This is a genomic window from Serratia sp. A07 (genome assembly GCF_058725505.1).
Genome location: NZ_JBZXDO010000025.1, coordinates 14,107 through 38,176, shown reverse-complemented (window position 1 = coordinate 38,176; position 24,070 = coordinate 14,107). Strand labels below are relative to the sequence as shown.

The following is a 24,070-nucleotide window of genomic DNA, read 5'->3' as shown; positions in this document are numbered from 1 at the left end:
ATGATTATGAGTTATTCACTGCCATCCCTGCCGTACGCTTACGACGCACTGGAACCGCATTTCGACAAGCAGACGATGGAAATCCATCACACCAAACACCACCAGACCTACGTCAACAACGCCAACACCGTGCTGGAAGCCTACCCAGAGCTGGCCAAATACAGCGTTGAAGAGCTGATCCAGGATCTGGATAAAGTGCCTGCCGACAAACGCACCTTCATGCGCAATAACGCCGGCGGCCACGCCAACCACAGCTTCTTCTGGAAAAACCTGAAAACCGGCACCACGCTGGGCGGCGATCTGAAAGCGGCCATCGAGCGCGATTTCGGCAGCGTTGAGAAATTCCAGGAAGAGTTCGAGAAAGCCGCAGCCACCCGCTTCGGTTCCGGTTGGGCCTGGCTGGTGCTGAAAGACGGCAAACTGGCCGTGGTGTCTACCGCTAACCAGGACAGCCCACTGATGGGCGAAGCCGTCGCCGGCGCTTCCGGTTTCCCAATCATCGGTCTGGACGTGTGGGAACACGCTTACTACCTGAAATATCAGAACAAACGCCCTGACTACATCAAGGCGTTCTGGAACGTGGTCAACTGGGATGAAGCCACCGCACGCTTCGCCGCGAAGAAGTAATTCGCCCCCGTTGATGAAGATGCCCGCCACCGGCGGGTATTTTTTTGCCTGAAATCCGCTAAAGTTTGACCACTTCTTGCCGATGGTTTGTTCAATTGACGTTCGCCCGGAGAAGGAAAAACGCTATGGCGGCATTGCAAGCATTGGCAGGAAAGTTCACTCATCTCACCGTAGGTAAAAAGCTCGGTCTCGGCTTCGCGCTGTTGCTGCTGTTGGCGGTCGTCATCGCCGGCACCGGGGCGCAATATCTGCACATCATCGAATCCCGCGCCGATCGCATCGACTTCAGCAACCGGCTGAACGAGGAGATCAACCAGGCCAAATACAATCGCGCCATGTACGGCCAGACCTACCGGCCGGAGTACATTCAGAACAACCGCGCCAATATTGAGAACGCCGTCAAACTGATAGACCAGGGGCAGGCGCTGGACTGGGACGCCCAAAGCCGCAAGGATCTGCTGCGTCTGGTGACGCTGATCGGGGAATATCAACAGCAGCAAAAAGTCTTTGAGCAGGCGGTCACGGCGAAAGACGCGGTGCGCCAGAGCTGGAACATGTCGGAAGTGCAGGCCAGCCTGAGCCAGGTGGAACGCCAGCTGACCAACGGCGATCTGCAGCTGGCCTTCATCCAGCTGAACCAGAAGCTGACCCAGGTGCGCTACGGCGCGCGCGGCCTGCTGCTGAGCCTGAACAAGGAAACCGAAGCCCCGCTGATGGCGGCCATCGACGACGCGCGCGACGCGGCCAACGCCCTGAGCCGCAGGGTGAGCGACGCGCAGCGCCCGCAGCTGCAGCCGCTGCTAGCCGCCCTGGACGATTACAAAAACCGCATCGCGGCTTACCTGCCGGCCTATGAGCACGAGCAGCAGATCAGCCGGCAGCTCGGCGAACGCGCGCAAGCGATCGGCATGCTGGTCAACGCCTTTATGCAGGACGAGCTGGTGCAGACGCGCAACAACATCAATCTGGCGCAGCTGCAAATGGGCATCACCACCCTGATCGCCATCATCGCCGGGGTGCTTATCGCCTGGCGCATCACGCTGCAGATCACCCGTCCGCTGCACAGTACGCTGGCGATGGCGGAACGCATCGCCGGCGGTGACCTGCGCCAGGCGCAGACCAGCACCCGCCGCGACGAGCTGGGGCAGTTGCTGAACGCGGTGGCGGCCATGAGCCAAAACCTGCGCACCATGATTGAGAAGATCCAGATGGGGGTCAGCCAGGTTTCTACCGCCTCTGCGGAAATCGCCGCCGGCAACACCGATCTCTCTTCCCGCACCGAGCAGCAGGCGGCGGCGGTCGAGGAAACCGCCGCCAGCATGGAACAGCTGACCGCCACGGTGAAACAGAACGCCGACAACGCCCATCACGCCAATCAGCTGGCCACCGATGCCTCGCAGACCGCGCAGCAGGGCGGCAAGCTGGTGGAAAACGTGGTCAGCACCATGCGCGATATCTCCAGCAGTTCGCAGCGTATCGCCGAAATTACCACCCTGATCAACGGCATTGCCTTCCAGACCAACATCCTGGCGCTCAACGCCGCGGTAGAAGCGGCGCGCGCCGGCGAACAGGGTCGGGGCTTCTCGGTGGTTGCCAGCGAAGTGCGCAGCCTGGCGAGCCGCAGCGCCCAGGCGGCCAAGGAGATCGAAGGGCTGATCGCCGAATCGGTCAGCCGGGTGAAAACCGGCACCGAACTGGTGGAAAGCACCGGCAACACCATGGAACAGATCGTCCGCTCGGTCACCCACGTGCGCGACATCATGGCCGAGATCGCCGCCGCCTCCGATGAGCAGACGCGCGGCATCGCCCAGATTGGCCAGGCGATCGTCGAGATGGACCACACCACCCAGCAGAACGCCGCGCTGGTGGAAGAGTCCGCCGCCGCCGCCGATTCGCTGGAAGAACAGGCCGACATGCTGCTGCAGAGCGTCTCGGTGTTCCGTTTGGCGGAGCAGACCGAACCCGCCGCCGTGAAAGCCGCCGCGCCGAAAGCGCCGGCGGTAAAACCCGCGGCCGCCAACGCCGCAGCGGAAGAGAACTGGACCACCTTCTGATGCCCTCAAGCGAGGAACATCTGTTCCTCGCCCTATCTTTGTGGCAACAGGTGGGTCGCGACTCCCCAATTCAACAAATTAAAACCAGAGGCGGTCGCATCAAGCATTGCGTAGCCGCAATTGCGATGACCGTATCTGCGGAGGTCCTCCTGCGGGTCGGCCCCTTTAAGCCACCAAATCAGTGCCTGCAGAGCATGGCCGTGCGTAACAACACCAAGCGTTTGATTTTGTCCATCGACAGCCAGATCGGACAGACAAGCCATCAGGCGCCAGGCAACCTCATAAGCATTCTCCCCTCCCCGAGCCGACGCCTCTGCCTTACCGGCAAAGAGGCACTGCGTCGCTTCAGGATAAACGCGCATGGCCTGCGCATAAGATAACCCTTCCAGCTTGCCAAAATCTTGCTCCTGCAAGCGTTCGTCCATTTGCACAGTACAGCCACATATCTGCGCCAACTTCTCCGCCGTCACACAAGCCCGACCGGCCGGTGAACTGACCAGCAAAGTGAGCGATAACATCTGCAACCTAGCGCCAAGCGCCGCGATTTGACGTTGTCCCTCCTCTGTCAGCGGACTGTCACTTCGCCCCTGAATAATTCCTGAGCGGTTCCATTCTGATTCCGCATGCCTCAATACAATGAAACGCATGGTTCTTTCTCGACGATAAAGGCCTAACTATAGACAGGAAAAACACATCCTTCCGTACAGGTAAATGCCGAGTAGTTTACGACATCGTCTCAGGCTATGCTGAGCCCTCGACGCGAGACACGGAGGCGCACATGCATCACCCAGACGTTTACATCGGCAATATTCAACCCTATGAAGGCGGGCGCCCCAGCGCCATCGCCAAACGCCAGGTGGATGGCGCCATCCGGCTCACGCCGCTCGGCCTGGAAGGCGACGAGCAAGCCGAGAAAAGCTACCACGGCGGGCCGGATCGCGCGCTGTGCCACTACCCGCGCGAGCATTATGCCCACTGGCGCGAACAGTTTCCGGCGCAGGCCGAGCAGTTTTGCGCCCCGGCCTTCGGCGAGAATATCTCCACCGAAGGACTGACCGAACACAATGTGTTTATGGGCGACATCTTCCGCTGGGGCGAAGCGCTGATCCAAGTCACCCAGCCGCGCTCGCCGTGCTTCAAGCTCAATTATCACTTCGCCATCGAGGACATTTCGGTGCTGATGCAGCAAAGCGGCCGCTGCGGCTGGCTGTATCGGGTGGTGTCGCCCGGCGCGGTCAGCGGCGATCGTCCGCTGGAGCTGGCGGCGCGCAACAGCGACGTGTCGGTCGCCGAAGCCATCGCCATCGCCTGGCACATGCCGTTCGACGCGGAACAGTATCGCCGCCTGTTGGCGGTGGCCGGCCTCTCCGCCAGCTGGAGCAAAACCATGCTCACGCGGCTTGCCGAAGGGCGCCTCGAGGACTTCAACCGCCGCCTGCTCGGCCGTTGAAATTGCGGGCGGAAAAGATGAAAAACGTGCGCCGAATGCCGCGTTAACCCTATTCTTCCGCCTATACTGTAGCCGCACGTTTTTTCAGCCAGGAGCCAGGTAATGACCACCCCGATCCATTCGATTCATCACGCCGCCGCCGAAGGCTATCAGGCCAACGCCGATCGCTATGTGAAAGGCCGGCCGGATTACCCGCCGGAAATCGCCGTCTGGCTGCGTGAAACTATCGGCCTGCACGCCGGCATGACGGTCATCGATCTCGGCGCCGGTACCGGCAAGTTTACCCCGCGCCTGCTGGAAACCGGCGCGCAGGTGATCGCCGTCGAACCGGTGCCGCAAATGCTGGAAAAACTGTCGGCGGCGCTGCCGCAGGTGAAAACGCTGGCGGGCACCGCCGAGGCGATCCCGTTGCCGGACGAGTCGGTCGATGCGGTGGTCTGCGCCCAATCCTTCCACTGGTTCGCCACGCCGCAGGCGCTGGCGGAAATCCAGCGCATCCTCAAGTCCGGCGGCAAACTCGGTCTGGTGTGGAACATGCGCGATGCGCGCGTCGGTTGGGTGCGTAAATTGAATCAGATCGTCGATAGCCACGAAGGCGATGCGCCGCGTTTCTATACCGGCGAATGGCGCAAGTTCTTCCCGTTCAAAGGCTTTGAACCGCTGCAGGAGCAGGTGTTTATGCTGGGCCACCGCGGCGCGATGGAGGACGTAATTTACAACCGGGTGCGTTCAACCAGCTTTATCGCCGCGCTGCCGCAGCCGCAACAGGAGCAGGTTATCGAGCAGTTGCGCCAGCTGGTGGCGGAAGAAGAGGAACTGCGGGGCCAGGACACGGTCACCGTGCCCTATCAGACCAAGGCGTATTTCACCACCAAGGTCTGACGCCCGGGGGTTCAGAACGCTTTCTTGGCGTAACCGGTGACCGCTTTCAGGCCCATCTCGCGGCCCAGCGCGGTCATCGGGTGCACCACGATCAGCCCGCGCGCGCTCTTCTTCAGCGCACCCATATCGGCCTGCTCTTTCTTGGTGATCTCGCGGCTGAACGGCAGCTTGCTCAGCTTCTGCGCTTCGGCGCTCAGCTTCTCGCCGCGCACGTTTTTCAGGCGTTCGATCTCCGTCGCCAGTTTCTCTTTCTCTTTGGTGTGCTGCGCGATCAACTCAGGGTTGCCCTGTTGGATCACGGTGGCGTCTTTGTGGTTCAAGGCGTCCAGCAGGTCGCTCAGGCGCTTGATCTCTGCCTTTTCTTTCTCTTTCATGGTCTCTGGCCCGTTGTGCCCAAAATGGCACGCTAATCAATGATACCGGCATTGTAGCAAAAGGCGCGCGCCGTTACCCGTCTTGCGCAATGCCGGGCGGCAGGCCGCTCATCTCGCAGGCCCTGGCGCCGAGCCGGGCCAACGCCTGGGTGTAGCGCGCGTTGAACGGGTAGCAGCAGGAGAGCCGCAGCGCGTTGCGGTAGCGCCCGCTCGGGGAATACAGGGTGCCCGGCGTCAAACAAATCTGCTCCTCCAGCAGCTGATGGAACAGCGCCACGCTGTCCACACCGGGGGGAAATTCGACCCAAAACACGAACCCGCCCGCCGGCTGCGTGGCCAGCGTGCCACGCGGGAAATGCCGGGCGATCAGCGCCCGCGCCTCGTCCACCTGCGCCGCATAACGCTTGCGCAGGTTGCGCAAATGGTGATCGTAGCCGCCGCTCTCCAGGAAGGTCGCCAGCGTTTCCGACAGCAGCTGCGACTCGGACATCGATGACACCGCCTTCAGCTTGCGCAACGCCTCGTGGAAACGGCCGCCGCAGATCCAGCCGACGCGAAAGTCCGGCGCCAGCGTTTTGGTAAAACTGGAGCAAAACAGCACCCAGCCGTCGCGATCGAACGCCTTCACCGCCGGCGACAGCGCGCCGCCGAACTGGATCTCGGCATACAGCCCGTCTTCAATCAACGGCACCTGATGATCGTTCATCAGCCGCGCCAGCCGCTTTTTCGCCGCCAGCGGCATAGTGCAGCCCAGCGGGTTTTGCACCGTCGGCATGGCGATCACCGCGTTCAGCCGCTTCTCGTTCAATAGCAGTTCCAGCGCGTCCAGCGACAGCCCCAGCTGCGGATCGGTGGGGATTTCCAGCGCTTTCAGCCCCAGGCTGGCCAGCAGCGGCAGCAGATAGAAATAGGTTGGCGACTCCAGCCCGACGCAGTCACCCGGTTTGGTGGTGACGCGCAGCGCCAGCTGCAGCGCTTCCATGCAGCCGTGGGTCAGCACCACGTCGCCCGGCTCCAGCAGCATGCCCAGCGTCATCGAGCGGCGGGCGATCTGCTGACGCAGCCGCAGGCTGCCGGGCGGCAACGGGTACTGCCCGATCAGATCCGGCTGGCGGCGCAGCTGAGAGGACAACATGCGCCCCAGCTTGCCGCCGGGATAAAAATCGCTGGTCTGCGGGCAGGCCAGCGCAATGTTGGTGAAAGCCGGGTTTTGCTGGGCGGCAAACACGGTGTCGATCAGCGCCAGCACGTCGTCCGCCGGCGGTTCAATGCGCCCGCTGGGCGCCGAGGCCATCTTCAGCGCCGGCAGCGTGCTGCGAACATAAAACCCCGACTGCGGCCGCGCTTCGATCAGCCCGCGATCCTCCAGCGTGCGGTAAGCCGACACTACCGTATTGATGCTGACGCGATGAGTTTGCGCACAGCGCCGCACCGACGGCAGGCGGTCGCCGGGCCGCAGCGTGCCGCGGCGAATGGCCTCGGCCAGCGTATCCGCCAGCTGCAGGTAACGGGTGTCCGGGGTTTCATCGAGCAGGGTCACAATTTCTCTCCAGGCAATGGGTACAGTTCACATTTTTCACAACTGTAACCATGACAATATCTGATTTGTGGTTCTGTCACCATCCCATCGCAGCGATTATGCTGATCCTCTCGTGATTACCGCCATTTTCAAGGAACCTGCCATGCTGGACTCCGCCTTTGTCAGCTACGTCACCGTCATGTCGATTACCCCCGGCCCCAACAACCTGCTGCTGGCCTCGTCGGGCGTCAACTTCGGCCTGCGCCGCACCCTGCCGATGCTGTTTGGCATCTGCGTCGGTTGTGCGGTGCAGCTGGCGATCATTATCCCGCTGCTGGCGCTGGCGCTGAGCTGGGCCGGCATCATCCGCCTCCCGCTGGCGGTGATCGGCTGCGCCTACCTGCTGTGGCTGTCGTGGAAACTGTTCCAGGCGGCCTCGCCGGACGCCAAAGAGCAGGCGCAGCCGATGAGCCTGCTCAATGGCGCGCTGTTTCAGGCGGTCAACCCCAAGGCCTGGCTGATGGTGATCAACGTGGCGATCCTGTTCACCCCGCGCGAAGGCGCCACCTTTGTCCATACGCTGTCGGTCATCGCCGGCTTCGCGCTGCTGAACCTGCCGTGCGTGCTGCTGTGGGCGGTGCTGGGCGACCGGTTGCGCAACGCGCTGCGGGTCACCTGGAAACTGCGCGCCTTCAACGGCGTGATGTCCGGCCTGATGGCCGCCACCGCGCTGTGGTTGTTGTTCGACGAGTGGCGCGCGGCCTTTGCTTAGCCGCGGCCGAGAGGAGAGAGTCGGGAAGGTTGTTTGGCGCCGATGCCGGCGATCAGATCGGTAATGGACAGCACCATGGTGGAGCGCACCATCTGCTGATAGCGCTGGCGCTGCATGGCGATCAGCGCTTCATCCGCTTCGCCCGGCTGCAGGAAGGTCGGCACCGGCGGCAGCGCGGCCACGCAGTGCAGCTCGCCGAAGGGCCCGAGGATTTCGTCGTCGACGAAGCGGTATTCCGAGCCGTCGTGGTTCAGCTCTTCGCGCATCGCCATCAGCAGCTCGGCGTCTTCATATTCGTGGCGGGAGATCACCCCCAGCCCGTACATCAGCTTCAGGCGCACCGACAGCTCCCCGAGCGGGCCGCTGCCGGACAATAGCGGTTCGACGGCATATTTCACCGCGTAGTCATCCTTGCGGAATACCTGCACCACCAGCACGTTGAGCGCTTCCGCCAGCAGCTCTACCGCCGCGATCAGGAAGCTGCGCACCGTTTTGCCCGCGTTCAGCTTTTCCAGAACCTGGTTTTCAAATGCCTGTGCTTCTTCCATCGTCGCTTTTCGAAAGGCGTGGGGAGGGCCGTCGATGCCGAACTCGGGTTGCAGGAGCGCAGCAAGCTGCGCTCGGGTGTTCATCATCACGATTCTACTTGTGCATGGCGTTATACACAGCAACGGCCTCTTCTACAACCTCGCTTTCCGCCGGCAGGCCGGAAATTTGCGCCAGCGCGGCTTTCGGCCCGAGCGTGTTCAGCAATTCCGCCAATTCCAGCGCCTGCGGATCCTGTTCGCTGCGGTAGCTCATGGCGGCGGCGATGCCCTGGATCAGGTTGGCGTGCGGCAGGCCGTATTCCAGCGTGCCCAGCAGCGGTTTGATCAGGCGATCGCCGGCGCTCAGTTTGCGCAGCGGCTGGCGGCCCACGCGCTCGACGTCGTCGTGCAGATACGGGTTTTCGAAGCGGCCGAGGATTTTGTTGATGTAGGCGGCGTGCTTGTCGGCGTCGAAGCCGTAGCGCTTGATCAGCACCGCGCCGCTCTCTTCCATCGCCCCTTTCACCACGCGGCGGATCGCCGGGTCGAGAATGGCGTCACGAATGGTTTGCAGCCCGGCCTGTTGGCCGAGGTAGGCGGTGATGGCGTGACCGGTATTGAGGGTGAACAGCTTGCGCTCGACGAACGCCATCAGGTTGTCGGTCAGCTCCATGCCGGCGATCGCCGGAGGCTGGCCTTTGAACTGGGTCTGATCGACGATCCATTCGCTGAAGGTTTCCACCGTCACTTCCAGCGGATCGCTGCTGTCCGCCGGCGGCACGATGCGGTCGACCGCCGAATCGACGAAGCCGACGTGCTGCTCAACCCATGCCTGCTCGTCCTGCGGCAGCGCGGCGAACACATGCTGTTTCAGCTGGCTGGTGCCGCGCACCATGTTCTCGCAGGCGATGATGTTCAGCGGCTGCACATTGCCCTGCTGATGACGCAGCACCAGCCCTTTAGCGATCGTGCCGGCGATTTTACCGAGAATTTGCGGGCCAACAGCGGTGGTCACCAGATCCGCCTCAGCGATCAGCGCCACCGCCGCCTCGCTGCCGCTGTTGACGGCGCTGACGTTGTTGACGTTCTCCACGCGTTCTTGCTCGCCCACCACGTGCACCGCGTAGCTTTTACGGCTGTTCAGCAAATCCAGCACCGTTTGATTGACGTCGGCGAAGGTCAGCTCAACCCCTGCGTCCGCCAGCAGCTTGCCGATAAAACCGCGGCCGATGTTCCCTGCGCCAAAATGTAATGCTTTCATATCTCTACCTTCTTAATGTCGAAGGGTGCAGCAAGCTGCACCCTTTAAAATGATTCTGTTATCCGGCTTTTTTGCCGCCGAGCAGGTCCAGCACTTCCTGCACGCTGGTGGTATTCGCCAGCCGCTCGATCACGCTCTCGTCATCCAGCGCGTTGGTCAGGCTGGTGATCACCTGGATATGCTCGTTGTTGCGCGCGGCGATGCCGATCACCAGGCGGGCCACTTCATCCTCTTCCTCGCCGAAGCGCACGCCCTGCGGGTACTGGCAGAACACCACGCCGGTGCGCAGCACCCGGTCTTTGGCCTCGATGGTGCCGTGCGGCACGGCGATCGACTCGCCCAGGTAGGTGGAGGTGAGTTTCTCGCGCTCCAGCATCGCCGGCACGTACTCCGCCTCGACGTAGCCGCCTTTCACCAGCTGCTCGCCGGCGAAGCGGATCGCCTGCTCTTTGTCGCTGGCCTGCAGGTTGAGGAACACGTTGCTCTCGCTCAGCTTGAACAGGTTCGGCTCACCGGCTTCGAAGCTGTCGTCCAGCGCGCCCAGCACCTTCTGCTGGTTGTCGCTGGTTTTGTTGACCGCCACCAAACGGTCGACCAGATCGCTGTACAGCTTGCTGTCGAGGAAGTTGGTCAGAGAGATGTGCTGGGCCTGCGGCGCGTGGCGCATCGCGCGCTCGGTCAGATCGCGGTGGGTGATCACCAGATCCACGTCGTCCGGCAGGCTGTTGATGGCGCTGTTGGTCACCGAGATGTTCTTCAGCCCGGCGTCGGCCACTTTCTTGCGCAGCACCCCGGCGCCCATGGCGCTGGAGCCCATGCCCGCATCGCAGGCAACGATGATTTTGCGCACGGTGCTCAGATCGCCGTCGACCGATGCCGACGCCGCTGCGCCGCCTTTGGACTGCGATTTCATCTCTTGCATGCGACGGGTTGCGGCTTCCAGATCGTCATCCTCTTTCACCTTGGAGGTTTTCAGCAGGAAAGCGGACACCACGAAGGAGACGGCAAAGGCTGCGCACACCGCCGCAATGTTGGCGAAGTAGGCGCCTTTCGGCGTCATCGCCAGCACCGCCAGGATCGAACCCGGAGAAGCCGGAGAAACCAGGCCGCCGTTCAGCATCGTCAGGGTGAAGACGCCGGTCATGCCGCCCAGGATCACCGCCAGCAGCAGGCGTGGGTTCATCAGCACGTAAGGGAAGTAGATTTCGTGGATGCCGCCCAGGAAGTGAATGATTGCCGCACCGCCGGCGGATTGCTTGGCGCTGCCGCGGCCGAAGAACATGTAGGCCATCAGTACGCCCATGCCCGGGCCTGGGTTGGCTTCAATCAGGAAGAACACCGACTTACCGGCTTCCGTAGCCTGCTGGATACCCAGCGGCGAGAAGATGCCGTGGTTGATGGCGTTATTCAGGAACAGGATTTTCGCCGGTTCAACGAAGATGGACGCCAATGGCAGCAGGTTGTTCGTCACCATGACGTGTACGCCCGCCGCCAGCAGCTTGGAGAGCACCTCCACCAGCGGCCCGATGCCGAGGAAGGCCAGGATCGCCAGCAGCATGCCGATGATGCCGGCGGAGAAGTTGTTCACCAGCATTTCAAAGCCGCTTTTGATCTTGCCGTCCACCCAGCGGTCAAAGTGCTTGATAGCCCAGCCGCCCAGCGGGCCGGCGATCATCGCGCCGAGGAACATCGGCATGTCGGCGCCAACGATGACGCCCATGGTGGTGATGGCGCCGACGACGCCGCCGCGATCGCCGCCCACCAGCCGCCCGCCGGTATAACCGATCAGCAGCGGCAGCAGGTAGGTGATCATCGGGCCGACCAGCTTGGCTAAGGTTTCATTCGGCAGCCAGCCGGTTGGAATGAATAGCGCGGTGATAATCCCCCAGGCGATAAAGGCGCCGATGTTGGGCATCACCATGTTGCTCAGGAAGCGGCCAAAGTTTTGTACTTTGACCTTGATGTCTGGTGAAAACATAAAACACACCCCTATTGTTACGCGCTGACAATAGAGCGCGTGATTATTGTTGTGACGATCCAGCCGTGTTGCCGCTGTATGCGAAACGGACTCTATCACGCTGTTTTTGTCACGCGAACTTCACGGATTTTTTGTGATACAAATCACATACAACACCCCAACAAACCACCCTTTATAGTGACAAAGATCACATTTATGGCGTGTAAAAAAAGCACAGTGAGAAAAAAACCGCCTTGAAACCCGTAATAACGTGATATTTGTCACATTTTTAACTTGGTGGTTTGTTTTTAAATTGTGACAAACATCACAATTTATTTTTGGCTGCAGCGCCCGATCGCGACGCTCTGTTTGATCTTCCCTGTAAGCACTCATCCCGCCGGGAACTAGCGAAGTGATGAATGAAAGAAAACTACATTGCCGAATGAATGGATTAATTGAAGTGTAGTACAGAAGCCTGCGCAATAAACCAGCAAGCTATTGGAAACGCTGAGGGGAAATAAAACAGGCCGGCAATGCCGGCCTGCTGCGTGCGTGGAGGCGTTATTGCGTCACGCTTTGAATGGCTTTCTGCGCGTTTACCAGGTTCTGCTGTTTGGCCACCAGATTCGACATCATGGTGTTGTACTGCGCCACCTGCTGCGCGGTACGGAACTGCACGCCGTTGTTGTTGAAGCTGACCTGATTGCCCTGACTCTGCAGGAAATCGCCAACCTGCACCAGATCCTGCACGAAGCTGGCGGTGGTCGGGATCGCCGGCATCAGGGCGTTGGCCGGTGCGGTGACAATCTTGTCATAGGCCTGGTTATACACCGCCTTCAGATCGTCGGGCTGCTTCAGCGCCGCGCGGGCGGTATCCGCCTGTGACTTGGCGGACTGGATCTGCTGGCCCAGCAGGTTCAACGCCCCGACCGATTGCTGCAGCGCATCGCGTTTGTTCAGATAGTCCTGCGCGGTGCGGATCTGGTTAATCTGATCCAGCGCCGGCGTCAGGCTGGCGCCGACCGACTTGGACAGCTGCTGCGAGAAGCCGACCAAAATCGCGTAATCGCCGGCATAGTTGCCGAACTTCTGCTTCTGATCTTCGCTCAGCGTGGGGATGTTCGCCCCGCTGCGCATCACGGTATTCTGTAAGTAATCGATAAATGCTTTGCGCTGTTCCGGCTCTTTATCGCCGCAGGCGGTCAATTGCATGACCACCAACAATGCCAATACCGGTGCCAACCAACGCGCGAAACCTCTGCTCTGGATCCCTACCGCCATGTGACATAACTCCTGTTATAAACCTGCTTTTTCATTGGACTCCGCCCCTTTTTCCGCACTCCGTGCGCCTATAAGAATAGATCAACTGGCGGCGTTCCGATACGCGATTCCGCTTGCGATGAGCATTGCCCCGGCCGGATGCGGTTGAAAATCGTGCGCAAAACGCACTGAGGTTCATTGCCGTCGACGACCGGACGCTTCAATTTCCCCAAGTCGCCCCCCAAGTCGCCCCCCAAGTCGCCCCCCAAGTCGCCAGGCGACCTTGCCTTCGCACCCAGGAAACGGAAATAAAAAAAGGCGCCCGCAGGCGCCTTTTCACAGCAGAGAATCGCTTACTGCAGCACGGAGATATCCGCCACCTGCAGGAACAGTTCGCGCAGCTTGCTCAGCAGCGTCAGGCGGTTTACGCGCACTTCCGCATCGTCCGCCATTACCATCACGTTGTCGAAGAACGCATCCACCGGCTCACGCAGCGCGGCCAGTTCCACCAGCGCTTCCTGGTAGTTGCCCGCCGCGAAGTACGGCTGCAGTTTGTCGCGCAGCACCACCAGGTGAGTCGCCAGCTGGATCTCCGCCGCGTCCTTCAGCACCGAGGCGCGCACGCTGTCGTTCAGCGTTTCGGTAGACTTGGCCAGAATGTTGGAGACGCGTTTGTTGGCCGCAGCCAGCGCCGCCGCCGCTTCCAGCGTACGGAAGTGGGATACCGCCTTGACGCGCGCGTCGAAGTCGGCCGGCTTGGTCGGACGGCGCGCCAGCACCGCCTGAATGGTATCGACCGCGTGGCCTTCTTCCTGATACCAGGCGCGGAAGCGGCCCAGCATGAACTCCACCACCTCGTCGACCACCTTGGCGTTGGTCAGCTTGCTGCCGTACAGGCGCACGGCCTCTTCGGTCAGGGTCTGCAGATCCAGCGGCAGGTTTTTCTCGACGATGATGCGCAGCACGCCCAGCGCGGCACGGCGCAGCGCGAACGGATCTTTATCGCCCTTCGGATGCTGACCGATGCCGAAGATGCCGGCCAGGGTGTCCATCTTGTCGGCGATCGCCAGGGAACAGGCCACCAGCGACTGCGGCAGCGCATCGCCGGCGTAGCGCGGCTGATACTGCTCGTTCAGCGCAACGGCGACGTCTTCCGCCTCACCGTCGTGGCGCGCGTAGTGCATGCCCATCACGCCCTGGGTATCGGTGAATTCGAACACCATGTTGGTCATCAGGTCGCACTTCGACAGCAGGCCCGCGCGGGTGGCGTGGTTGACGTCGGCGCCAATCTGGCCAGCAACCCAGCCCGCCAGCGCCTGAATGCGGTCGGTTTTGTCGCGCAGGGTGCCCAGCTGCTGTTGGAACAGCACGGTTTCCAGGCGCGGCAGGTTGTCTTCCAGGCGTTTCTTGCGGTCGGTGTTGAAGAAGAACTCGGCGTCGGCCAGGCGCGGACGCACCACCTTCTCGTTACCGGAGATGATCTGCTGCGGGTCTTTCGACTCGATGTTGGCCACGAAGATAAAGTTCGGCAGCAGTTTGCCCGCGGCGTCATACACCGGGAAATACTTCTGGTCGCCCTTCATGGTGTACACCAGCGCTTCCGCCGGCACCGCCAGGAATTTCTCTTCGAATTTGGCGGTCAGCACCACCGGCCATTCCACCAGCGAGGCCACTTCTTCCAGCAGGCTGTCGCTCAGATCGGCCTTGCCGCCAATCTTCTGCGCCGCCAGCTCGGCATCGCGCTTGATGAGGGCTTTACGCGCTTCATAGTCGGCGACCACTTTGCCGCGCTCCAGCAGGATCTGCGGGTATTGGTCGGCGTTGTCGAGGGTGAACTCGGCTTCGCCCATGAAGCGGTGGCCGCGCACGGTGCGCGCAGAGTCGATGCCCAGCACGGTGCCTGGGATCAGATCGGCGCCCAGCAGCATCGTGACGGTATGTACCGGACGCACGAACTGCACGTCGGAGTCGCCCCAACGCATCAGTTTCGGGATCGGCAGTTTAGCCAGCGCGGTGCTGACCATGCCGGCCAGCAGTTGCTGCGCCGACTGGCCTTTGACGTGGGCGCGGTACATCAACCACTCGCCCTTGTCGGTCACCAGGCGTTCAGCCTGATCGACGGTGATGCCGCAGCCGCGCGCCCAGCCTTCGGCCGCTTTGCTCGGTTTGCCCTCGGCGTCGAACGCCTGGGCAATCGCCGGGCCGCGTTTTTCAATTTCGCGATCGGCCTGCGCCGCGCTCAGGTTGGCCACTTTCAGCGCCAGGCGGCGCGGTGCGGCGAACCAGCTCACGTCACCGTGTTCCAGGCCGGCGTTGTCCAGCTCGGCGGTGAAGTTGGCGGCGAAAGATTCCGCAAGGGAACGAAGCGCCTTCGGCGGCAGCTCTTCCGTGCCGATTTCCACCAGGAAAGTCTGTTGAGTCATGGCTGCCTCTTAGTTCTCGTTCTTCTTGTTGCACATCGGGAAGCCCAGCGCTTCGCGGGAAGCGTAGTAGGCTTCGGCAACGGCTTTGGTCAGCGTGCGGATGCGCAGAATGTAGCGTTGACGCTCGGTCACCGAAATCGCCTTGCGCGCGTCCAGCAGGTTGAAGGTATGGCCCGCCTTCAGGATGCGTTCGTAGGCCGGCAGCGGCAGCGGTTTTTCCAGCGCCAGCAGCGATTGGGCTTCTTTCTCGTACTGCTCGAAGCAGGAGAACAGGAAGTCGACGTCGGCATATTCGAAGTTGTAGGTGGACTGCTCCACTTCGTTCTGGTGGAACACGTCGCCGTAGGTGGTAACACCCAGCGGGCCGTTGCTCCACACCAGATCGTACACGCTGTCCACGCCCTGGATGTACATCGCCAGGCGCTCCAGGCCGTAGGTGATCTCGCCGGTCACCGGCTTGCACTCCAGGCCGCCGACCTGCTGGAAGTAGGTGAACTGCGTCACTTCCATGCCGTTCAGCCACACTTCCCAACCCAGGCCCCAGGCGCCGAGCGTCGGGTTTTCCCAGTTGTCTTCCACGAAGCGAATGTCGTGAATGGTCGGATCCAGACCCAGCTCTTTCAGCGAGCCCAGGTAGAGTTCCTGAATGTTGTCCGGCGACGGCTTAATCACCACCTGGAACTGGTAGTAGTGCTGGAGACGGTTCGGGTTTTCGCCGTAGCGGCCGTCGGTCGGGCGGCGGGATGGCTGCACATAGGCGGCGGCCATCGGCTCCGGCCCCAGTGCGCGCAGGCACGTCATCGGGTGTGAGGTTCCCGCGCCGACTTCCATGTCCAATGGTTGAACGATGGTGCAGCCCTGGCGCGCCCAATAATCCTGCAGTGTCAGGATCAGGCCCTGGAAGGTCTTGGTATCAAACTTTTGCATGTTGAATTCGCACGCGATACAAGTGGATTTAGATGGAATGGGCCAGTATACCCTTTGACCGTAAGATATACAGCCAGAATCCGGCAACAAGTGCGAATCGGGGCGAGAAGCGCTGGATTTTCACACGTCGGCCGCAGCGTGAAGACACAGCGCTCCGGCCGGCCCCCTCGCCATCCACGAGCCGGCCTGAAAGGCGTGACGCCGCCAAATCCATTAGATGAGCTTAACAAAAATATCACTCACCGCCGTTTAAATAAGCAATTAGCTGAACGCGATATCTCCCCTCGCCGGCCAAATTCAGGCTGATTTGCGTACGCATATCCTTATATTTGCCACAAGATAAAGTTGCGCCAATGTTATTTTTGTTAATTTTATCAACTAAAAAACTCCCCTCACCGAGAGATAATGTGATCAAGTGCCAGATTATTTCTTATGAACGTGAAAAATAAGGCGATAGCGCACGGCGGACCGAGGCTCTGGGTATGAAGGGAAGGTCAGGGATGAAATACGGCGCAAACGGGCCACAGAAACAAATTGACAGTTAATCTTTGGTTATACAATAATAAATAAAATTTTCCCTGGTGTTGGCCAAGTGGCTACCTGATCCTTTCATAGGATCAGTTTTTTTTTTGTATTTCCGCCAACGTCATTGCGGCCCGCATAATTCACGCCAGGCCGCCCCCCGCTTAAATTCCTCATCAGCCCTTATGGCTTCTCCTGCGCCGTTGAGTGCGCCGATGGCCAATTCAAAAACGCGCGCTGACGCCGACGTTATACATAAACTGCTCGCCGCTGCTCAGCCCGCCGGTTTGCGACACGGTGGCGAAGGCCGATACCCTGTCCGTCAACGGCATGTTGGCCCCCAGCGTGACATCCACCCAGTTTTTGTCCTGGCCCGCACTGTCGCGGGTGAACGAGGTTTGCGTCGATTTCAGGCCACCGCCGGCGCGGTAGACGTCGTCGCCGAACTGATGCTGATAACTCACTTCCGCATAAGGGTTAAACACGCCGAATTGCGTATCCAGCCGCCAACCCAGCGCGCCGATCTGCGAGTGATAAGTTTGATCGTTGAAGCGCATGGCGGTGCTGTCATCGCCATCTTCACCGTAGCCGGAAACGCGGCTGTAATCCCAGGCGAACTGCGCGACCGGCCCGGTGGTCAGGTAAGAAGTAATCGGGAAGTCATAGCCGGCGGTCACGCGCGCGCCCCACTGCTTGCCGGTGGTCGAACCGGTTTCGGTGCGCGTCAGCGGCCCCAGCCGCATGCTGCGGCGGATGTCGTCATAATCCATCGTCGCATAGTGCAGATCGGCGTTGACCCAGCCATGCTCGAATAGCGCCAGCGAACTGAAGGCCGACAGCAGCAGCCCGCGCGCCTTGTAATCAAAGCGGCTGGAAGGATGCTGATCGTCGTTGGAACCGGCGATCAACGCGCCGATTAACCAACCGTCGGTCAGCTGATAGTCCACGCCGACGGTCAGGTTGTGGGTCGTGGCATTGCCGTCCCCCGCCGCCCGGTTATCGGCATAGTCGTAGTGCTGGCCGGCGTAACCGCCGAACACGCCCAGCGATCCCTGCGGGTTGTCGCCATTGCGCAGCTGCTGGAAGCGACTGTCGAGCGTGGCGCGGCTGTCGCGCGCCATCGCCGCGGTCGCCTGATTCAGCGCCACCACCTGCGCCGGGCCATCCAACACCGCCTGGATATAATCCGCAATCAGCAGGTGTGCCTGCGGGCTGGGGTGGAAATGGTCGGAGAACAGATAGGACTGGCTGGCGTCGAAGCCGGGCATATCGGAACGGCAAACCGCCGAGGAAACGCCCGGCGGGCAAGCCATACCGGCGGTGTTGGCGAAGCCGAACTGCGCCGGATTGGCGATCGCTTCGGCGAACAGCTTGTTGACGTCCACCCGCACGATATTGCCGCCGCCCTGCGCCAGCAGACGGTCTTCACTTTGATTATAGAAATCGGTCAGCTGGGCGGCCTGCGCACTCAGGCTGTCATACGCCGCGATAAGCTGCGCGGCGATCGCCTGCTGCACCTGAGGAATGGCGCTGCCCTGCTTCGCCGCGGCGGCCAACGCCGCGTGGATCGCCTGCGTGCGTGAAGCGTTGTCCGGCGTCGCCACCGAATTAAGCGTGGCATAGGCCGCCTGGATCGCCGCCCCCTGCACCGGCGACAGCGCCTGTTGAATGATCAATTCCATCAGCTGCGGCGTGGAGCCGATGTTCGGCACCGTTGGCACGATCACCGTGCCGGCGCCGGCGTTCAGCAGCGAATGCACCTGCGCAGCGGCGGCCGCAGCGCTGTTATAGGCCACGCCGGGCGCGGTAGCGGCATTCAGCGCCGCCGCCGCCAGATCGTTGCCGCCGATCCAATGAATATACAGCCCGTCGCCGTCGGCCTGGCCATTGACCCGGTTCAGATAGCGCTGCACCTGATCCTGGGTGTTGTCGACCGGGTTCAGGCCCGGCACCGCCACGGCGCCGCCGGCGGCGTAGTTTTCACCGCCGTTGTCCGAAGCCACCAGCGCCGCCCCGATGCGTTGCGCCAACGCTTCGTCGTACAACAAGTGCTGGTTGCCGTCATAGGTGAACCGGCCGTTGTTGCCGGTATCGCTCAGGCTGTCGCCAAAGACGTACAGTTGATCGTACGCCTGAGCCGGTAGGGTCACACTGCAAAGTAGCGCCACTGCAAGCGCCGCCGGGCGGGGCATGCACGTTATTTTTAGAGGCATGAATCGACTCCTGAGAGCCTGCAAATGAAGGCAATGTCGTTTTTATCGTTGACCGGTTTTCCACCGGCCATGTAGTAACTATTGTCGGCTTTTTCGTCACGTCAAGCGGGCTGATGACAAAACAATCAGAGGCTTGCCAAGTTCGGCGCTACGAGCGATGATTACTGTTCATAAACACAGCATAAGGACAGTCAGGATGGCAGACGAACGTTGCGGTTGGGTGACGGCCGATCCGTTGTATCTCGAGTATCACGACAAGGAATGGGGCGCGCCCACCACCGACGCGCGCGAACTGTTTGAAATGCTGTGTCTGGAGGGGCAACAGGCCGGCCTTTCCTGGATCACCGTTCTGAAAAAGCGCGAGAATTACCGTCGCGCTTTCCACGGTTTCGATCCGCAGCGTGTCGCCGCCATGACCACAGAGGACGTGGAAAACCTGCTGCAGGACAGCGGCATCATCCGCCACCGCGGCAAGATAGAAGCCATCATCACCAACGCCAAAGCCTATCTGGCGATGGAAGCGGCCGGCGAAGATTTCGTCGCTTTCATTTGGGACTTCGTCGGCGGCCGGCCGCAGCTCAATCGCTGGCAGGCGCTGAACCAGGTGCCGGCCAAAACCGAACAGTCCGACGCCATGTCCAAAGCGCTGAAAAAGCGCGGCTTCAAGTTTATCGGCTCCACCATTTGTTACGCCTTCATGCAGGCCAGCGGGCTGGTGAACGATCATCTGACGGGGTGCATCTGCTACCCAAAGCCACGGTGATCCGCCCCTGTGGACCGGAGGATATCGAACGGCTGATGGCGCTGTGGCTGCCCAGCACCATCGCCGCCCATCCGTTCGTGGCGGAAAAGTACTGGCGTGAGAGCGCCGCGCTGGTGCGGGAAAACTACCTGCCGCGCGCTCAAAGCTGGGCCTGCTGGCATCACGACGAGATCGTCGGCTTTATCAGCGTGCTGGACGAGCAGTTCATCGGCGCGCTGTTTGTCGATCGGGCGTTTCACGGCCGCGGCATCGCCCAGGCGCTAATGACGCACGTGCAGCAGCGCTACCGCCGGCTCAGCCTGGAGGTGTACCAGCAGAACCTGCGTGCCTGCGCGTTCTACCACAAGCACGGCTTTCAGGTGATGCAGCGCCTGTTCAATGAAGAAACCCAGGCCTATACGCTGATCATGAACTGGTCGGCAGTCGAAAATTCAACCCATTAGGCTTAAAAAAGGCGCATCCGCACCCCGGATGCGCGCAATTAGGAATCCGCTGCATAGCGCCGCCCGGCGTTTTGTCGCATAACTCCCCCCAGCACTTCCCCGCGCTCATCATTTGTCACGTTTTTCTCCGGAACTGCCGGCGAGTCAACGCGTCATAGTAGCGCGATGACGCGCGCCCCACCTGCGTCGCCTATTTTTTGCGCCCCCGTTTTGGGCAGGCGCGTACAGATTTTGATGCCATTAAGGACAAGAACATGAAAAAACGCATTGCAATTATTGCCGGCGCAGTGAGCGTAGCGCTCACGCTGTCGGCCTGTACCACTAACCCATACACCGGCGAATCCGAAGTCGGCAAATCAGGCATCGGCGCAGGCCTCGGGGCCGCATTGGGCGCCGGTGTCGGCGTGCTGTCCTCTTCCAAGAAAGATCGCGGCAAGGGCGCGCTGATCGGCGCGGCGGCCGGTGCGGCACTGGGCGGTGGCGCAGGTTATTACATGGACGTGCAGGAAGCCAAACTGCGCGACAAGATGAAAGGCACCGGCGTCAGCGTCACCCGCCAGGGCGACAACATCGTGCTGAACATGCCGAACAACGTGACCTTCGACAGCAGCAGCGCCACGCTGAAACCGGCGGGCGCCAACACCCTGACCGGCGTCGCCATGGTGCTGAAAGAGTACCCGAAAACCGCGGTCAACGTTGTCGGCTACACCGACAGTACCGGCTCCCGCTCGCTCAACATGAACCTGTCGCAGCAGCGCGCCGACGGCGTAGCCAGTGCGCTGATCACCCAGGGCGTGGCGGCAAACCGTATCCGCACCACCGGTGCCGGCCCGGACAACCCGATCGCCTCCAACAGCACCGCGGAAGGCAAGGCGCAAAACCGCCGCGTCGAGATCACCCTCAGCCCGCTGCAGTAATCCCGTGCGGGGCGCGCAACCGGCGCCCCGCCGCCTCCCTGCGATTTTCTCCTTACCCTTCAATACTCCCGCCCGCACATCGGGTATGGTAGTCTCCTTGGCAATTAACCGCAGGAGGGATCGGCTGTGAGCACTGTCAAGGCAACGCGCGCCTCAGGGCGCGCCACCATCAGCGATGTGGCCAGCATCGCCAAAACCGGCAAGACCAGCGTGTCACGCTATCTGAATGGTGAACAACACCTGCTTTCCGACGATCTCAAACAGCGCATCGAACAGGCGATCCGGCAGCTCGACTACCGGCCAAGCCAGATGGCGCGCAGTCTAAAGGGCGGCCAGACCCGCCTGATCGGCCTGATCCTCGCCGATATCACCAACCCCTATTCGGTGGACGTGATGCGCGGCATCGAGGCCGCCTGCCGCCAGCACGGCTTTACCCTGCTGGTGTGTAACACCAACAACGAAGTCAATCAGGAACAGCACTACCTGCAGCTGCTCAGCAGTTACCGGGTGGAAGGCATCGTGGTCAACGCGGTCGGCATGCGCGAGGAAGCGTTATCCACGCTGCAACAGTCGATGCTGCCGATGGTACTGATCGACCGCAAAATCCCCGACTTCGCCTGCGACGTGGTGGGCCTGAACAACCGCGAAGCCGCCACCGTCGCCACCGAACATCTGCTGCAACAAGGTTTCGAAGCAATCCTGTTCCTCAGCGAGCCGCTCGGTACGGTCAATACCCGTCTCGAACGCCTGCACGCTTTCAGACACACCATGGCGCAGCACCCCACGCTGTTGGCGGAGCAGGCCGAAACGCCGCTCAACGATCGGCAGAAGCTGGAGCAGGTGCTGAGCGATTTCAGCGGCCGCCATCGCGGCATGCGCAAGGCGGTGATCTCCGCTAACGGCGCCCTGACGCTGCAGGTGGCGCGCGCCATGCGCCGGCTCGGCATTCAGTGGGGCAACGACATCGGCCTGCTGGGCTTCGACGAGCTGGAGTGGGCGGAGCTGGCGGGCGTCGGCATCACCACGCTGAAACAGCCCACCTACCAAATGGGGCACGCGGCGCTGGAGCGGCTGGTGCAGCGCATTCAGGGCCTGGCTGCCCCCAGCGGCGAGCAGATGTTCTCCGGCGAGCTGATCGTCCGCGGCTCCACCACCCGCTAACCCGCCTTCTCCGGGGCCGTTGCCCGCCCCGCCCTCATCGGCTGTTTTTTGCTCAGCTTCGTGATTGCGATCATATTTTTACACTCTGTCGCTTTCCGCTGGAACCGGTTCCATTTAACGTACCGGTAACAGCAGCGGCGGCGACAATGCCGCCTCAGGAGTCAAAATGAAAACAGAAATCATCGTGGTCACCGGTGCCTACGGCACCGATACCGTCAAACAACACGGCGGCCAGCGCGCGCTGTTGCCCATCATCGCCGGCGCAGGCGCCGACGGGGTGGAGATCCGCCGCGAACTGTTCGCCGCCGGCGAACTGGACAGCCTGCCGGCCCTGGCGCAAGAGATCGATCGCCAGCAGCTGTTCGCCGTCTACTCCGCCCCTGAGGCGCTGTTCACCCCGCAACATACGCTGAACCCTAACCTGCCGGCGCTGCTGGCGGAAGCGCAGGCGCTGAACGCGCGCCGGCTGAAGCTTTCCCTCGGCCATTTCCGCCCCGGCTTCGATTTTACCGAGCTGAAAGTGGCGCTGGAGCAGCACCCGGTCAAACTGGTGGTCGAAAACGATCAGACGCCGGACTGCGGCATTTTGTCGATGCTGAACGCCTTTTTCCACGCCGCGGAAGATAGCCACCTGCCGGTCAGCATGACCTTCGATATGGCCAACTGGCTGTGGGTGGGGCAAGACGCCTTTGCCGCCGCCGAACGCCTGGCCCGCCACGTCGGTTACGTGCACGTCAAAGCCGCCACCCAAGGCCCGCGCGGCTGGCGCGCCGTCGCGCTGGACGATACCGACGGCAGCTGGCGCGATCTGCTGGCCCGCCTGCCGCACGATGCGCCGCGCGGCATCGAATTCCCGTTGCAGGGCGATGATCTGGAAGCAGTCACCCGCCATTACGTCAATATCTTGCGTGCGGAGTAACCCCATGATGACAACGTTAACGGCAACGACGGCGCAGCAGGCGCCCCTGGATGTGGTCACGCTGGGCGAAGCCATGGCGATGTTCGTGGCGGCGCAAACCGGCGATTTGGCGGAGGTGGAAACCTTCACCAAACGCATCGCCGGCGCCGAACTAAACGTGGCGATCGGCCTGGCGCGTCTGGGCATGAACGTCGGCTGGGTCAGCCGCGTCGGCAACGATTCGTTCGGCCGCTTCACCCTGCAGCAGCTGAAAAAAGAAGGCATCAACTACCGGCAGGTGACGGTCGACGGCCACTATCCCACCGGTTTTCAGGTGAAATCCAAAACCACCGATGGTACCGATCCCAGCGTGGAATACTTCCGCAAAGGCTCGGCGGCCAGCCACCTGTCGGTCGCCGATTTCGACCCTGAGTATTTCGGTTCCGCACGCCACCTGCACCTGAGCGGCGTTGCAGCGGCGCTGTCCAGCGAGTCGCTGGCCCTGTGCCACCATGCGGCGCGCGAAATGCGCGCCATGGGCAAAACCATTTCGTTCGACCCCAACCTGCGTCCGGTGCTGTGGCCTAGCCGCGAGGTGATGATCGAGCAGCTGAACCAGCTGGCATTCGCCGCCGACTGGGTGCTGCCGGGGCTGAAAGAGGGGCAGATCCTCACCGGCCAATCGACGCCGGAAGGCATCGCCGATTTCTATCTGGAACGCGGCGTGCAGGCGGTGATCATCAAAACCGGCCCGGACGGCGCCTGGTTTAAAACCGCCGCCGGTGACAAGGCGGCAGTGGCCGCAGTGAAGGTCGACAACGTGGTGGATACCGTCGGTGCCGGTGATGGCTTTGCCGTCGGCACCCTCAGCGCCCTGCTGGAAGGAAAAACGCTGATACAGGCGGTGCAGCGCGGCAACAAAATCGGTTCGCTGGCGATCCAGGCCATCGGCGACAGCGAAGGCCTGCCAACCCGCGCGGCGCTGGCCGAATAACAATAAAAAAAAACGACTTCTCCGCATGACGTCAGCCTCTGGCCCTACAACCGGGACGCGTCGGGAGAGCATCTGCCCCTTTGTCTTGCATGCCCAGCGTGCCGGGCGAAGGGGATGCAACACCAC

21 protein-coding genes are annotated in these 24,070 nt (G+C 61.5%); 11 read left to right on the top strand and 10 right to left on the bottom strand.

The window, feature by feature from the left end:
* The first annotated feature begins 6 nt into the window (after window positions 1–6).
* Both sodA and AC4PR2_RS20550 read left to right on the top strand, forming a co-directional pair.
* Complete coding sequence (gene sodA / locus AC4PR2_RS20555) at window positions 7–627, top strand: superoxide dismutase [Mn] (protein WP_197803909.1); 621 nt, start codon at window positions 7–9, stop codon at window positions 625–627.
* A gap of 125 nt (window positions 628–752) precedes the next feature.
* A complete protein-coding gene (locus AC4PR2_RS20550) occupies window positions 753–2,681 on the top strand; it encodes a methyl-accepting chemotaxis protein (RefSeq protein WP_492175402.1) in 1,929 nt (642 codons plus the stop codon).
* A 32-nt stretch (window positions 2,682–2,713) separates the two neighbouring features.
* Here AC4PR2_RS20550 and AC4PR2_RS20545 read toward each other — a convergent pair whose 3' ends face one another.
* Complete coding sequence (locus AC4PR2_RS20545) at window positions 2,714–3,328, bottom strand: histidine phosphatase family protein (protein WP_197803908.1); 615 nt, start codon at window positions 3,326–3,328, stop codon at window positions 2,714–2,716.
* 131 nt (window positions 3,329–3,459) lie between these two features.
* Between AC4PR2_RS20545 and yiiM the strand changes: the two genes are divergently transcribed.
* Together yiiM and AC4PR2_RS20535 are read left to right on the top strand one after the other, a co-directional pair.
* The gene (gene yiiM / locus AC4PR2_RS20540) at window positions 3,460–4,131 is read left to right on the top strand and encodes a 6-hydroxyaminopurine reductase (protein WP_025304787.1); all 672 of its coding nucleotides are present in this window, start codon (window positions 3,460–3,462) and stop codon (window positions 4,129–4,131) included.
* A 102-nt stretch (window positions 4,132–4,233) separates the two neighbouring features.
* Window positions 4,234–5,013 carry a methyltransferase domain-containing protein gene (locus AC4PR2_RS20535; RefSeq protein ID WP_197803907.1) on the top strand — a complete coding sequence of 260 codons (780 nt, stop codon included), beginning with the start codon at window positions 4,234–4,236 and terminating at the stop codon, window positions 5,011–5,013.
* An 11-nt stretch (window positions 5,014–5,024) separates the two neighbouring features.
* Here AC4PR2_RS20535 and AC4PR2_RS20530 read toward each other — a convergent pair whose 3' ends face one another.
* Together AC4PR2_RS20530 and AC4PR2_RS20525 are read right to left on the bottom strand one after the other, a co-directional pair.
* Complete coding sequence (locus tag AC4PR2_RS20530) at window positions 5,025–5,387, bottom strand: YibL family ribosome-associated protein (protein WP_004933989.1); 363 nt, start codon at window positions 5,385–5,387, stop codon at window positions 5,025–5,027.
* A gap of 73 nt (window positions 5,388–5,460) precedes the next feature.
* Entirely contained in the window at window positions 5,461–6,927 is a 1,467-nt protein-coding gene (locus AC4PR2_RS20525) for an aminotransferase-like domain-containing protein (RefSeq protein WP_038875970.1), read from the bottom strand.
* 142 nt (window positions 6,928–7,069) lie between these two features.
* On the opposite strand from AC4PR2_RS20525, the gene AC4PR2_RS20520 reads away from it, so the two are divergent.
* Entirely contained in the window at window positions 7,070–7,678 is a 609-nt protein-coding gene (locus AC4PR2_RS20520) for a LysE family translocator (RefSeq protein ID WP_492175400.1), read from the top strand.
* Here AC4PR2_RS20520 and AC4PR2_RS20515 read toward each other — a convergent pair.
* The 7 genes from AC4PR2_RS20515 to AC4PR2_RS20485 form a co-directional block, all read right to left on the bottom strand.
* Window positions 7,675–8,226 (bottom strand): MltR family transcriptional regulator, encoded by a 552-nt coding sequence (locus tag AC4PR2_RS20515; RefSeq protein WP_016929575.1) that lies wholly within the window; start codon window positions 8,224–8,226, stop codon window positions 7,675–7,677. The two genes, AC4PR2_RS20520 and AC4PR2_RS20515, sit on opposite strands and share 4 nt — an antisense overlap.
* A 94-nt stretch (window positions 8,227–8,320) precedes the next feature.
* Window positions 8,321–9,466, bottom strand: a complete 1,146-nt coding sequence (locus AC4PR2_RS20510) for a mannitol-1-phosphate 5-dehydrogenase (RefSeq protein WP_060424325.1) — start codon at window positions 9,464–9,466, stop codon at window positions 8,321–8,323.
* Window positions 9,467–9,524: 58 nt separating this feature from the next.
* The gene (locus AC4PR2_RS20505; RefSeq protein WP_102985076.1) at window positions 9,525–11,444 is read right to left on the bottom strand and encodes a PTS mannitol transporter subunit IICBA; all 1,920 of its coding nucleotides are present in this window, start codon (window positions 11,442–11,444) and stop codon (window positions 9,525–9,527) included.
* Window positions 11,445–11,984: 540 nt separating this feature from the next.
* Window positions 11,985–12,704, bottom strand: a complete 720-nt coding sequence (locus tag AC4PR2_RS20500) for a DUF3053 domain-containing protein (RefSeq protein WP_016929578.1) — start codon at window positions 12,702–12,704, stop codon at window positions 11,985–11,987.
* Window positions 12,705–13,036: 332 nt separating this feature from the next.
* Window positions 13,037–15,106, bottom strand: a complete 2,070-nt coding sequence (gene glyS / locus AC4PR2_RS20495; protein WP_038875981.1) for a glycine--tRNA ligase subunit beta — start codon at window positions 15,104–15,106, stop codon at window positions 13,037–13,039.
* Window positions 15,107–15,115: 9 nt separating this feature from the next.
* Entirely contained in the window at window positions 15,116–16,033 is a 918-nt protein-coding gene (glyQ, locus tag AC4PR2_RS20490; RefSeq protein WP_004933966.1) for a glycine--tRNA ligase subunit alpha, read from the bottom strand.
* A gap of 746 nt (window positions 16,034–16,779) precedes the next feature.
* On the bottom strand, window positions 16,780–18,768 hold the full coding sequence (locus AC4PR2_RS20485) for an autotransporter outer membrane beta-barrel domain-containing protein (RefSeq protein ID WP_070914474.1): 1,989 nt from the start codon (window positions 18,766–18,768) through the stop codon (window positions 16,780–16,782).
* A gap of 196 nt (window positions 18,769–18,964) precedes the next feature.
* Between AC4PR2_RS20485 and AC4PR2_RS20480 the strand changes: the two genes are divergently transcribed.
* The 6 genes from AC4PR2_RS20480 (at window position 18,965) to AC4PR2_RS20455 (ending at window position 23,944) form a co-directional block, all read left to right on the top strand.
* Window positions 18,965–19,531: a DNA-3-methyladenine glycosylase I gene (locus AC4PR2_RS20480; RefSeq protein WP_038875986.1), complete on the top strand. Its 567-nt coding sequence runs from the start codon at window positions 18,965–18,967 to the stop codon at window positions 19,529–19,531.
* Window positions 19,528–19,974 carry an N-acetyltransferase gene (locus tag AC4PR2_RS20475; RefSeq protein WP_187322747.1) on the top strand — a complete coding sequence of 149 codons (447 nt, stop codon included), beginning with the start codon at window positions 19,528–19,530 and terminating at the stop codon, window positions 19,972–19,974. Before AC4PR2_RS20480 ends, AC4PR2_RS20475 begins: the two co-directional genes overlap by 4 nt.
* Window positions 19,975–20,228: 254 nt before the next feature.
* Window positions 20,229–20,891 carry an OmpA family lipoprotein gene (locus tag AC4PR2_RS20470; protein ID WP_016929583.1) on the top strand — a complete coding sequence of 221 codons (663 nt, stop codon included), beginning with the start codon at window positions 20,229–20,231 and terminating at the stop codon, window positions 20,889–20,891.
* Between the two features lie 126 nt (window positions 20,892–21,017).
* Complete coding sequence (locus tag AC4PR2_RS20465) at window positions 21,018–22,052, top strand: LacI family DNA-binding transcriptional regulator (RefSeq protein ID WP_038875990.1); 1,035 nt, start codon at window positions 21,018–21,020, stop codon at window positions 22,050–22,052.
* A 166-nt stretch (window positions 22,053–22,218) separates the two neighbouring features.
* The gene (locus AC4PR2_RS20460; protein WP_060424332.1) at window positions 22,219–22,971 is read left to right on the top strand and encodes a sugar phosphate isomerase/epimerase family protein; all 753 of its coding nucleotides are present in this window, start codon (window positions 22,219–22,221) and stop codon (window positions 22,969–22,971) included.
* A 7-nt stretch (window positions 22,972–22,978) separates the two neighbouring features.
* Window positions 22,979–23,944 carry a sugar kinase gene (locus tag AC4PR2_RS20455; protein WP_060424404.1) on the top strand — a complete coding sequence of 322 codons (966 nt, stop codon included), beginning with the start codon at window positions 22,979–22,981 and terminating at the stop codon, window positions 23,942–23,944.
* Window positions 23,945–24,070: the final 126 nt, after the last annotated feature.